The 13,248-nt window shown below is 52.8% G+C and carries 8 protein-coding genes; 2 read left to right on the forward strand and 6 right to left on the reverse strand.

Annotated elements, in window-relative coordinates; all coding sequences use genetic code 11:
• Nucleotides 1-216: 216 nt before the first annotated feature.
• The gene (rne, locus tag MUU51_RS05695; RefSeq protein WP_258967312.1) at nt 217-3,405 is read left to right on the forward strand and encodes a ribonuclease E; all 3,189 of its coding nucleotides are present in this window, start codon (nt 217-219) and stop codon (nt 3,403-3,405) included.
• A 197-nt stretch (nt 3,406-3,602) separates the two neighbouring features.
• Here rne and MUU51_RS05700 read toward each other — a convergent pair whose 3' ends face one another.
• The 4 genes from MUU51_RS05700 to MUU51_RS05715 form a co-directional block, all read right to left on the reverse strand.
• On the reverse strand, nt 3,603-4,568 hold the full coding sequence (locus tag MUU51_RS05700) for a PfkB family carbohydrate kinase (RefSeq protein ID WP_258967313.1): 966 nt from the start codon (nt 4,566-4,568) through the stop codon (nt 3,603-3,605).
• A gap of 28 nt (nt 4,569-4,596) precedes the next feature.
• Entirely contained in the window at nt 4,597-5,952 is a 1,356-nt protein-coding gene (locus MUU51_RS05705) for a carbohydrate porin (RefSeq protein WP_258967314.1), read from the reverse strand.
• 77 nt (nt 5,953-6,029) lie between these two features.
• Nucleotides 6,030-7,457: a glycoside hydrolase family 32 protein gene (locus MUU51_RS05710; RefSeq protein WP_258967315.1), complete on the reverse strand. Its 1,428-nt coding sequence runs from the start codon at nt 7,455-7,457 to the stop codon at nt 6,030-6,032.
• Between the two features lie 21 nt (nt 7,458-7,478).
• Nucleotides 7,479-8,720 (reverse strand): MFS transporter, encoded by a 1,242-nt coding sequence (locus MUU51_RS05715; RefSeq protein WP_258967316.1) that lies wholly within the window; start codon nt 8,718-8,720, stop codon nt 7,479-7,481.
• Nucleotides 8,721-8,992: 272 nt separating this feature from the next.
• Here MUU51_RS05715 and MUU51_RS05720 point away from each other — a divergent pair, with 272 nt between their 5' ends.
• Nucleotides 8,993-9,988: a LacI family DNA-binding transcriptional regulator gene (locus MUU51_RS05720; RefSeq protein WP_258967317.1), complete on the forward strand. Its 996-nt coding sequence runs from the start codon at nt 8,993-8,995 to the stop codon at nt 9,986-9,988.
• A gap of 129 nt (nt 9,989-10,117) precedes the next feature.
• Here MUU51_RS05720 and melB read toward each other — a convergent pair whose 3' ends face one another.
• Entirely contained in the window at nt 10,118-11,545 is a 1,428-nt protein-coding gene (gene melB / locus MUU51_RS05725) for a melibiose:sodium transporter MelB (protein WP_258967318.1), read from the reverse strand.
• 84 nt (nt 11,546-11,629) lie between these two features.
• Nucleotides 11,630-12,985: an alpha-glucosidase/alpha-galactosidase gene (locus MUU51_RS05730; protein ID WP_159775175.1), complete on the reverse strand. Its 1,356-nt coding sequence runs from the start codon at nt 12,983-12,985 to the stop codon at nt 11,630-11,632.
• Between the last annotated feature and the right edge of the window lie 263 nt (nt 12,986-13,248).

Raw genomic sequence — 13,248 nt, forward strand, 5'->3', positions numbered from 1 at the left:
GGAACCGTACCTGGAGAATGATTCCCAGGCTGTTCCCCTGAATAATTGCGCTGCGGTTCCGTTTGAAACGCAGGCTACCGACACTCTGCGCCTCTTAAGCGAGCGACAACCGTGAGGTTGGCGACGTGAACAGACACGAGGCCATCGGTTTACCCCCGGCAAGGAAAACTCTGCCCGTAGCTTAGTCGTCAATGCAAGAATAATGAGTAAGTTACGATGAAAAGAATGTTAATCAACGCAACTCAGCAAGAAGAGTTACGTGTCGCCCTCGTTGATGGGCAGCGTCTGTACGATCTGGATATTGAAAGCCCAGGACACGAACAGAAAAAAGCGAACATCTACAAAGGCAAAATTACCCGTATAGAACCAAGCCTTGAAGCCGCATTCGTTGATTACGGTGCTGAGCGTCATGGTTTCCTTCCTCTTAAAGAAATCGCCCGCGAATATTTCCCTGCTAATTACAATGCGCATGGCCGCCCGAACATTAAAGATGTTCTACGCGAAGGCCAGGAAGTCATTGTTCAGATCGATAAAGAAGAGCGCGGCAACAAAGGTGCAGCCCTCACAACCTTTATCAGCCTGGCAGGCAGCTATCTGGTACTGATGCCGAACAACCCGCGTGCCGGTGGTATTTCTCGCCGTATCGAAGGTGACGATCGTACCGAGCTGAAAGAAGCGCTTTCCAGCCTGCAACTGCCTGACGGCATGGGCTTGATCGTGCGTACTGCTGGCGTTGGCAAATCTGCTGAAGCGCTGCAGTGGGATCTGAGTTTCCGCCTGAAGCACTGGGAAGCGATTCAGAAAGCCTCTGAAAGCCGCCCTGCCCCGTTCCTGATCCACCAGGAAAGCAACGTCATCGTACGTGCGTTCCGTGATTACCTGCGTCAGGACATCGGCGAAATCCTTATCGATAACCCGAAAGTGCTTGAGCTGGCTCGCCAGCATATCTCTGCGCTGGGCCGTCCGGATTTCAGCAGCAAAATTAAGCTCTACACCGGTGAAATCCCGCTGTTCAGCCACTACCAAATCGAATCGCAGATTGAATCTGCATTCCAGCGTGAAGTGCGCTTGCCGTCGGGCGGCTCTATCGTTATCGATAGCACCGAAGCCCTGACCGCCATCGATATCAACTCCGCGCGTGCAACCCGCGGCGGCGACATCGAAGAAACCGCCTTCAACACCAACCTTGAAGCAGCCGACGAAATTGCCCGCCAGCTGCGTCTTCGTGACCTCGGCGGCCTGATCGTTATCGACTTCATCGACATGACCCCGGTTCGCCACCAGCGTGCGGTTGAAAACCGTCTGCGTGAAGCGGTGCGTCAGGATCGTGCACGTATCCAGATTAGCCATATCTCTCGCTTCGGCCTGCTGGAAATGTCTCGTCAGCGCCTGAGCCCATCACTGGGTGAATCCAGCCATCACGTGTGCCCACGCTGTAGCGGTACCGGCACCATCCGTGATAACGAATCACTGGCACTGTCTATTCTTCGTCTGATTGAAGAAGAAGCACTGAAAGAAAACACTCAGGAAGTTCACGCGATTGTTCCCGTTCAAGTGGCCTCTTATCTGCTGAACGAAAAGCGTGCGGCTATCAGCAACATCGAAACCCGTCAGGGTGGCGTGCGCTGCATCGTCGTGCCGAATGACCAGATGGAAACTCCGCACTACTCCGTACTGCGTGTCCGTAAAGGCGAAGAGACTCAGATTCTGAGCTACCTGCTGCCGAAACTGCACGAAGAAGAAATGGCAATGCCGTCTGAAGACGAACCCGCTGAACGTAAGCGTCCTGAGCAGCCTGCTCTGGCGACCTTCGTGATGCCTGATGCGCCGCCAGCACCGCTTGAAGAAGCCACTCCAGCAGCAGCACAGACGAAGAAAACCGCTCCAGCGGCAGCCAACGCAGCAGCACCAGGTCTGGTTTCCCGCATTATCTCTGCGCTGAAATCCATGTTCAGCAGCGAAGCTCCCGTTGTGGCTGAGCCTGAGCCGGTTAAGAAAGAAGAGAAACCAGAGCGCCAGCAGGATCGTCGCCGTTCTCGTCAGTCTAACCGTCGTGACCGCAATGACCGTGGTGACCGCAACGATCGCCGTGACAACCGCGATAATCGTGGTGAGCGCGGTGAGCGTAACGAACGTGGTGATCGCGATAACCGTGGTGAAAACGCAGAAGGCCGCGAAGATAACCGCCGTAACCGTCGTGAAAAGCCGCAGCAGAACGCAGAAACCCGTGAAGCACGTCAGCCGAACGTGGCAGAAGACGCGGATAAAGCGAAATCTCGTGACGAACAGCAGCAACCACGCCGTGAGCGCAACCGCCGTCGTAACGATGACAAACGCCAGGCAGCGCCGCAGGAAGTGAAAGTTCAGGCTCGCGAAGAACAACCCGCTCAGGAAATCGAGCAGGAAGAACGCGTCCAGTCCATGCCGCGTCGTAAGCCGCGCAACCTGTCACAGAAAGTGCGCATCGAAACAGCGGCCGAAACTGCAGAACGTACCGCAGTGACCGAACCGGCTGAAACAGCCGCTCCGGCTAAGCGTACCGAAGTGGCTAAAGTTGACCTGCCAGCCGTCATCGAAGCTCCGGCTGAAGATGAAAACGCAGAAAACCGTGATAACTCCGGCATGCCGCGTCGCTCCCGTCGTTCACCACGCCACCTGCGCGTGAGTGGTCAGCGTCGTCGCCGCTACCGTGACGAGCGTTACCCAACTCAGTCCCCGATGCCGCTGGCGATTGCCTGTGCATCTCCAGAAATGGCGTCTGGTAAAGTGTGGGTAAGCTACCCGGTAACACGTCCACAAGAGCAGCAGGTTGAAGAAACCCGCGAGCAGAACGTTGTTCCTTCCGTCATTGAAGTTGCACCGGTAGAAACCGTGGCGCAAGCTCCAGTGGCAGAACAGGTTGCAGCGCCAGTGGTTGAACAAACCGCAGTCGAGCCTGTCGTGGTTGCAGAACCGCAGCCAGTACTGGCTGAACCGGAAGTTCCAGTGGTTGAGACCACACATCCGGAAGTCATTGCCGCACCGGTGAGCGAAGAACCTCAGGTTATCGCGCCAGCCGACGCAGTTGTTGCAGAAGTCACAGCAGAGGAAGCGACTCCGGCCGTGGTTGAGGAAGTGGAACAGGCTATCGTGACTGAACAACCTGTCGTGGTGGAAACCGCGCCTGTTGCTCCAGTGGTTGAACCTGTCGTTAAACCGGTTGTGGCTGCGAAGCCTCCGGTTGAACGCACCAACGCTACCGCGCCAATGACGCGTGCTCCAGCCCCAGACTACGTGCCAGAAGCACCGCGTCAGAGCGACTGGGTTCGTCCAGCGTTCGGTTTCGAGGGTAAAGGTTCTGCCGGTGGCCACAGCGCTACGCACACGGCAACTGCCGGTCCGACTCGTCCACAATCTGTGGACTAAGCGGCAAAGCATGCAAAACCGTCTCAGGGTTAACACCGTTCACTTAAGATATTTTGAGTGAACGGGAGATAGGTTTTTTGATATACGAACGGCCCTTTTTAGGGCCGTTTTTTTTACCGCTTCGTCAGGATTGTTCCTGACTTGCCTAATGAACACCAGATTAGGGCTATCACCACACACTGTTGTCCCTCACTGCTTTACTTGTTCAGCGCGATCTCCTGTTTCACTTCAAACGCTGGCAACGCTGCGCGTGCGATAAACTGCTGTACCGTTTCTCGGTCTGGCGTGGATTCCAGCGCCCCTTTTTGCGTAGTAGCCAATGCGCCACAGGCACAGGCCTGAGCGATAGCGTGCTGGAGCTGAGTCAGATTTTGCGGAAACTTGCTACTGGCGATGTGTGCCAACAAACCGGCAACAAAAGCATCTCCGGCCCCGGTGGTGTCAACGCTATCGACCGTATAGCCGTTAAAGTGGACAACCTGATCCTGCCAGATGACCCATGCGCCTTGCGCACCGAAGGTAATTACCTTCATAGCGGCGGGCAGCGCCTTTAAGGCATCAATCGCGGCGGGAAAATACCTGGTGCCCACCAGCCAGTACCACTCCTCTTCCGACAATTTAAGGATATCGGCTTGCAGAGCAAAATGGCGTACGGTAGTCAGCATGAGCTGCCGGTCAGGCCACATTTGCTCGCGCAAATTGACATCAAAACTCAGCAGCCCCCTTTGTTGCTTGATGTTCCCTATCGCGCGCGTCAATGTCGCGCGGCACTCTTTTGCTACCAGGGCCAGTGAGCAAAAATGCAGAATATCCGCGCCAAATTCCGGCAGCGCCTCCGATGTGATGAACTGATCGGCAGATGGATTCACCAAAAAGGAAAATTCACGCTCGCCATCCTCAGCCAGTGAAACCAGCACCGTGCTGGTTCGATGCTCAGGATCCTGTTCCATATGTAGTGTCACCACGCCATAATCCGTCAGCGTACGCATTAAAAAGTCGCCGAACGCATCTTTCCCTACCCTGCCGATAAAACCACTGTGGCAGCCAAGCCGTGCGCATCCTACCGCCACGTTATACGGCGCGCCGCCTGCACAAGCGCGATATTTCATGCCCGCAAGCGGCAACAGATCCACTACTGCGTCGCCAAATGTCCAGATATTCATTACTTCTCCTCAAAAATAATCGCACGCGTTAAAATAAATATTTAAGACGCAGGCGGGCTCCATAACGCGGTTGATCATCAGCCTTCGGTTGCGCGATTGAATCCAGCCATGAAGCATAAGCCCCGAGATAAATAGTAAAATTGGGCATCGCCATAATATTTGGCAGTTGCCAGGAGGTGTGAATAGTGTGAATGTCGTAATTTCCCGGCGCGAGGATAGCACAATCAATCTCACACTCACTGTCAATACCTTTTGTATTAAATTCTGATATTTTATTATGCGCATAAATATAACCCAGTTCGACTCGATGCCAGAGTGCATTAATCCCCGCAGTGAAATCTTTTTCATCTTCTGCATTCATATAGGCAGTATTCAGATTAACAACCACACCATCTTGCAGATTATTTTTTAGTGTATTCCAGTTCATGGTCAAACCATAACCCGTGCGCCCGGATTGATCGTGCCAGTTGCCAGTCGCATCTTTATATCCGTAGGCATTGTTAACGAGATTAGTTTCAATGCCCGCTGCAACCGAATAGTCACCGGAATGCCAGGCAATAACCGGGCGGACGTACACCACATTTTTTTGATTATCCAGTTTCGTGCCATGATAACGCTGGTCAACGTAAAGCGAACTGCCGTCTTCCACCAGCGTGTTCAGCTCCAGATACCAGTTATCCAGCGTTTGACTGAACAACAGATTGCCGCCACTATTACTGCGCCCACGTGCTTCCTTCATCATATAAATGTAGCCGTATCCGTCGCTATACAGGTCATTGGCCGTATTGCCGGAGTATTCAATAAAGGTATCCTGGTTAAGCGGGAACATGTCATAAGCTTCAAAGCGCCCGACTTTTACCAGCCATTGTTGCTGTTGGCCAAAGAAGAAGACGGCGTCATCGAGATTCATCTTGCCGTTCATGTCTGCTAACGGTTGGACGGTGAAACCGGCGTACTGCCCGTTGGTGGATTGTTGTTTCCCGTCAATGCCGAGTAATATTCGGCCATTAATATCCCAGTTTTCTCTGTCGCCCGGGGCCCAATTATTATTCGCACTGGTTTTAACCGAGGTTAAACTGCCTGTGCGACTGGCGCCGTCGAAATTAAACTCAACATCGCCATAGAATTTCAACATCTGGTGATTATTTAACGCAAGTTTCGGCGGGGCGTTTCTCTCAGCAGCAATGGTTGCATTTATCTTTTCTACACCTGGCGTTTGTTTTAATGCGCTAATTTCCGCTTCCGCTTTATCAGCTCGTTTTTCTGCAGCATGCAGACGTTGCTCCAGTAATGCAAAACGCTGCTCAGTGGTTAATGATGACTGAGCAATACCCAATTTAGAGAAAAAAATGACGCACAGCACCGATCCGATTATTATTTTCATCGAATAAATCCTTGCTAACGATAATAATGAGGTCGTGCGACGCCCTGGGATGTTTCCCAAAGCGTCGTATTATTTAATTATTCTAAATGCCAGGCGCCACACGCTTTCAGTGCTGCGTTTCCCGACCAGGCAAAAACACTCAACTGACGCGCATGCGGATAAATCCGGCTGCTCAAGGTAGCCTCACCGTCATTGACAAAAACTTCTACCGATGAGCTGTCGAAGAAGACCCGCAGACTCAGGATGGCGGTGTCAGGCAGCGGAATGCTACGCTGACCGCAAAGGCTGAATTGCGGGTAGTTGCGCTCAAGTACCAGCCGTTGCGCTTGATTATCGACATACAGCCGCATACCGTCTTCCAGCGCAATGCCGTATTGCTCGGCATCACTGGCCGCCAGATCCCATTGCAACATAACTTCTGCGGTTTCACAGTGTTCCATCACTGGCATTATTGTGTTGCTCAGTGTGCTTACAGGCCAGCTCAACCAGCTTTGACGTAGGTTTTCCAACTCCCTGGCCGGGCGCATTTGCAGACGATTATTCGCATCCAGTGTCACTTCACGCGGCAACGTCAACATGCCTGCCCAACCATCTTGCTGTTCCGGCATCGGCGATTCCCACATCGCCATCCACCCCATTACAATTCGGCGGCCATCAGGGGAGAGGAAACTCTGCGGCGCATAGAAATCGTGGCCGTGGTCCATCTCCTGAAACGCGCTCTGCTGGCTGAAAGCGTCGCCCGGTTGCCACTGTCCCGTCAGATAGCCACTCTGGAATAAATTGCGATTTTTGTAGCCTTGAGCCTGCATGCCCTGCGGAGAGAACATCAGTACCTGTTTGCCGTTGAGGGTGAAAAAGTCCGGGCACTCCCACATAAAGCCCATGCCCGCTGGTGCCTCGGCAAGCACGCCCTCTTCTTGCCACTCACGTAAACATGTTGAGCGATACAGCCGGACTTGCCCGGTATTGCCCATACGCGCGCCAACAACCATGTACCACGCGTCCCCTTGCCGCCAGACTTTCGGGTCGCGGAAGTGATGCAGCCCTGCCGGGGTAGCAATCACCTGGCCTTGTCGCGCAAACGTAATGCCATTCTCGCTGGTCGCCAGGCACTGCACCTGATAGAGGTTGTCGTCATTCGTGTGGTCGCCTTCAAATTTGTGCCCGGTATAAATCAGCGCCAGTTCCTCGCCATTCACCACCGCCGAACCCGAGAAACAGCCGTCTTTGTCTTCCGGCCCTTCAGGGGCCAATGCGGTCGGCAAATGTTCCCAGTGCGACAGGTCGCGGCTACGTGCATGCCCCCAGTGCATAGGCCCCCAAGAGGTGGAATACGGATGATGTTGGTAGAACGCGTGATACCAGCCGTCGAACCAAACCAGCCCGTTAGGGTCATTCATCCAGCCTGCCCGTGGTGCGAGATGGTAATGTGGATACCAGCGCAAGTTCAGTTGGTGCTGCTTCTCAATCAGCGCCTGCTCGGCATTAGCAATCGTTAACGTCATAACTATTCACTCTTTTTTCATTCAAACAGCAGAGGGTTGCGACAGTAGTCCATCTGTTGAGGAAGGATTGCCACGCAAAAGGAAAATTGAAATGAAGGAGGTACAGAACACCATCAGTCCCATAATCAGGTAGGACTGGGCAAAGCCGTATTTCTCATAGCTGTAACCCGCAAGCGGTGACAGGACGGCGGAAATCACGGAACTGGTGCAGGCAAAGCCCACCAGATATAGTGTGGAAGAGAGGCGTTTGTCGAAATTCAGGCTGTTGTATTTGAAGATAGCCACCAGCAGGATGGGCAGCTCCACCGCGTGCAGCAGTTTGGTCACCGAGATCAGTATCGGCCCTTCCACGAGCCCGGAGGCCACCATGCGCAACGCCATAACCATGCCAGCAAAAATCAGCCCGTGCTTCGCGCCAATGCGATTCACCAGCCACGGCGCGCAGAACATGCCCGCGGCCTCGAGAAAGACCTGGAGTGAATTGAGGTAGCCGAACATGGTGTTGCCTTCACGCAACGTGGCAAACTGCGAGGCGAAATAGACCGGGAACTGCTGGTCATAGACGCCATATATACAGGTGCCGATGACAAAAAAGATCAGCGCCCGGAAGCGTGGCAGCGTGATCAGCCGCACGGCGTCAGCGAGTGTCACCGGTTTGGCTCCCACTTCGACTTTCTCAAGACTCGCTGCGGTATTCACTTTCAACTGCATCAGCAAGAAAAGGAACACAAAGCCGGAACACGACGCGACGAGGAAGTTGAATTTCGGGTCAATGTTAAACAGCAACCCGGCAAAAAAGGTGGCTACCGCCCACCCCAGAGACCCCCACATCCGCGCCTTACCAAATTCGAACGTGCTCTGGCGCGCTACGCGTTCAGTGTAAGACTCGAGTACACCAATCCCACCATTGAAGGTTAAGCCCACAAACAACCCGCCAAAAATGCTGCCCAGCAGGATATTCACGCTCAGCAGATAACCGAAAATCAGATACGCCGGGCCGGATAAAATCAGCAAGGCGGTGATATACCACAGCAGATTTTTTCTCAGCCCTAACCGGTCCTGAATAAAGCCGTAGCACACTTGCGCACACAACGCAGAAACCGAGAGCACCGAGAAAATAACGCCCGTGTCCGTGGCCTTTAGTCCCACGTCCTGGTGAAGCCAGATGGACAAAAGCGAGCTGGAAGAGGACCAACTGACGAAAAAGAAGAACAGCAACGCGCTTAGTAACGGGTAACTGCGGGAGTGATTTTTTTTCATCAAAGCAATCTCATGTAGGGTTAACGATGAAATGATAACGTTAACATATTCAATTTCTCATCGGGCTTAACGACAATATATGATGTTAATCACGAAAGTTAACGTTAACATTTGGAGGTTGAGATCCGGATCAAATTTTAATGTCGATCCACAAGATGAATTACCGGGGTCCGGCAACCAAAATATGACGCCAGCCTTTTACATCACAATCGGAGTTGTATAGCCTGATACACACAGGACTTGGGTTGAAATTTCTCTTATCAGGATAAGTACTTATGGCATCGCTTAAAGATGTGGCCAAACTTGCCAATGTGTCGTTGATGACCGTTTCGCGGGCATTAAATAACCCTGAAAGGCTGAAGCCCGACACCCTGACCCGCGTTCAAGCCGCCATCAGTCAGTTGAATTATGTCCCCGACCTGTCAGCTAAAAAAATCCGCGGCGCCCGCGCCACGCCCGCAACTATCGGCGTACTGGCGCTGGATACTGTCACCACCCCGTTCTCCGTTGAAATAACATTATCTATTGAAGAAACCGCCCGCGCTCACGGCTGGAACAGTTTTGTGGTAAATATGTTCTCGGATGACAGCCCGGAAACGATGGTGGATTTACTGCTTTCGCATCGTCCTGGCGGCATTATCTATACCACCATGGGATTGCGCCAGGTGCCTGTCCCACCCAAATTGCTCACTCTTCCCTGTGTACTGGCAAACTGCGAAAGCCTGCATGATCCAGTGGCCAGCTATATTCCTGACGATGAACAAGGGCAATATGAAGGGGTCAAAGCGCTACTCGCCGCTGGGTATCGCCACCCATTGTGCCTGCATCTGCCATCGACCCAGCTGGCAACCATCCGCAGGCTTAAGGGGTTGCAGCGCGCCTGCCGGGAGGCAGGCACCGACCCCGATACGCTGATTCACCACTTCATGGAATTTGGCGACGAGCATTACCGCGACATTCCGGCCATGGTCGATGCCCATATGCCGGATGGCAAACCGTGTTTTGACTCCGTGGTGTGCGGTAATGACCGTATCGCATTTCTGGTTTATCAGGTACTGCTTTCCCGGGGCATTCGTATTCCGCAGGATGTCGCAGTGCTGGGTTATGACAACATGGTGGGGATTGGCGACCTGTTTCTCCCGCCGCTTTCGACGGTGCAACTTCCCCATTACGATATTGGCCGCCTGAGCGCACTTCATATCATCAATGGCGATACCCATCGCGAGACCGTACGCGTTAACAGCCCCTGGCTGCAACGGGGCTCTATGTAAGCGTTGAAAGGGATCCGTGTTCTGAGTTTGTTAACGCAGCCGGAACGTTATAATCAGAATGGGCAACGCAAACCGCAATGTCAGAAGATTCGACATATTGATGGCCAATCACGGATCCCTATTTCATAGTTACGCCTTCACATCTGAGGTTTTCGACAGATTTATGCTAACCGGTTCGGTCACCACCGGGGGGGTTGATTTGCGATACTTATCCAGCAGGTGAATCTGTACTTTTCTCAGCATATCGCCGTTCAGTTTGTATAGGCGGAAGTAGAACACCAGCGTCACCAGGAAGAAGAGCGCAGGCAACGCAATCATGATGAACTGCATGCCGGTGACAGTGCTAGCGGATTGCGCCACGTTGGGCACGTAACCAATAATCCCCAGCACCAGAGCGATAAAGAACGCCGCAAAGGCCGAGCCCCCTTTCACCACCAGCGTCTGGACCGAATAAGCAATACTTTCACAGCGGACGTTAAGTTTGTACTCGCCATAATCCACGGTGTCTGCCACCATAATCACCTGCAACACCCAGAATAATGCGGTCCCGACGTTGAGCAAAATCCCGGCCAGCGAAATCAGCCACACATTGTGATACCCCGCCATGGCAATCCACAGCAGGACCCCGCCGCCAATGATCGGTAGCACCGAAGCCCCTGCCCACAGCATACGTCGGGACAGAGCTTTAACCAGCCGGGGAAACAGAATCAACGTCAACAAGTTTGCCGCCCCGGCATACGACATGTAATACGGGAACAGGCTGGCGTCGCCGATCACATAGGTGAAGTAATAAATCGCAAAACCGGAAATAATGTTTGAAGCAATGTTGTAAGCCAGCGCCATGCCCAGCAGGCAGGAAAGCTGATCGTTTTTATAGATCAACGCCACAATGGCTTTTAACGTCAGCCGGCTACTGTCAGGGGTAGCGTCACTGTCTGATGAGTAAACTTCTTTAACATTACGCAACGTGATGATGGTTGAAGCGATAAAAAAGGCGATCAGCACCAGCGTAAACATCTGAAAACCGAAACCACGGTCATCACCGCCCACGAACTTAACGAACGGCAAGGTAATGCCTGCGGTAATAAACCCCGACAAACTGGCAAAGAAGCGCGGATACGGCACCAGTTGTTCGCGCTCGCGCTTATCTAAGGTGATGGTCGGCACCATTGACCAGAAGGGAATATCCATAATGGTGTACGTCATTCCCCATAAAATGTAGGTCACGCAGACGAACACCACCTGTGTCGTCCCTTCAAACAGATGCGCGCTGAACAGCAAAAACAGCACTATCGAGTTGGCAAGCGTCCCCACCAGTATCCACGGCTTGAACTTCCCCCACCGCGAACGGGTGCTGTTAACTATCCAGCCCATGATCGGATCGTTAATCGCATCCCAGATACGCGCCACCAAAAACAGTGTGCCCACCACCCCCACCGATAACCCAACCACATCGGTGTAGTAATACATCAGGTACATGTAGACGATACCGATAGCGAAGTCTTTGCCAAACGCCCCAAATCCATAACTGAGTTTTGTTGTAATTGATATGCTCATATAGGGTACAGGGTCGCTGTTACCAGCGCCCTCCTTCTGTCATTTGATACGCCAGGTGCCGGGCTGAATGCCCGGCGTACGGGGTCAAGCGCGATGAAGCCACGCGGGCAACCAATCACCATGTGCCGCTATCAGGTCATCAACCAGGGCATATATTTCTTCGATACCGAGGACGGCTGACGTATGAGGGTCAAGCAGTGTGGCATGATAAACACGGTCACGATTTTCAGTCAAAATTGCTTCGGTTAGCAGGGTCTGAACATTCACGTTAGTTTGCATCAGTGCCGCGAGGTGCGACGGTAACGTGCCGACGCGCGTCGGCTGAATACCATTGGCATCCACAAGACACGCCACCTCTACACAACATCCCTGCGGCAGGTTATCAATGAGATTGTCGTTGCGTACGTTGCCATAGATAACGCTTGGCTCGCCGGTCCACAGCGCGTTCATAATGGTACTGGCATATTCGCGCGAGGGCTTGATGTCGATCCGATCGGCGGTTTTATACTCCTCCAGCTCTTTGCGCCAGGTGGCCAGTTGTTCAACACAACGTTTCGGATATTCATCCAGGGGCACTTTATAACGCGCAATCAGGTCTTCACGACCCGGCTTAATAAACCAGGGCGTGTATTCCGCGAAATGCTCAGACGATTCGGTGACGAAATAGCCCAGCTTCTTAAACATCTCGTAGCGGACAATATTTTCACATCGCGCGTTACCATGCAGATTCGGTTTCGGCGCTTGCCCGCTCTCATAAGCACGCAGCAGATCCGGGTAAATGCTGACATAGTCTCCCTGGTCGTTCTTTTTCTCCAGCGAGAGATAAAATGCCATGTGGTTGATACCAGCACTCTGATAACGCAAGGAAGCCGGGTCGATGGACAAATCACGCGCCAGCTCTTCCGCCGTTCCTTGCACCGAATGGCACAACCCGACTTGCTTAATTTGCGGGTAGCGGGCGTACATCGCCCAGGTATTCATTGCCATCGGGTTAACGTAGTTCAGCATCGTGGCATCCGGGCAGACTTGCGTCATGTCTTCACAAATCTGCCATAAATGCGGAATGGTACGCAGTGCACGCATAATGCCGCCAGGGCCTAACGTATCCGCAATAGTCTGTTCCAGTCCGTGCTTTTTGCAGACTGCAAAGTCAGTCACTGTGCAGGGTTCATAGCCACCAATCTGAAACGCCACCACCACGAAATCCGCACCCTGAAGCGCAGTTTTCTGATCGGTATGACAGGTGATTTTTCCGCAAGCGCCTGCCGAATCCATCAGCTTGCGCACCACAATGTGCGACTCTTCCAGTCGGGTTTCGTCAATATCCATCAGCGCGATATGGGCGGATTTCAGCGCCGGACGATGAAACACATCGCCGAGAATGTTTTTCACAAAAATCGTCGAACCTGCGCCGATAAAGGTTATTTTGGGTGCTGACATTTTCTCTCTCCGTGGCATTAATGAACCCATTCAGAGTGGCACGCCGTTTCTCGCTTCTCCTCCCTCTTCCCTGCAGAGCATTCCTGAAAACTCAGAATGCTACTATCGGGCCTATAAATCTGAGTTTTCCGGAGTTTTTAGTCAGGAAAGAAGAGAATAGCGGCCTGTGAGGTAACAAATTCGTCATCCGCTTGCTGAAGCCTTACCCATTTCACAGTCTTACTACTGCCTTTGTGCCAGAATTCTGATAATTCAGGAACCGG

This window comes from Scandinavium manionii (assembly GCF_024764775.1).
GTDB lineage: Bacteria > Pseudomonadota > Gammaproteobacteria > Enterobacterales > Enterobacteriaceae > Scandinavium > Scandinavium manionii.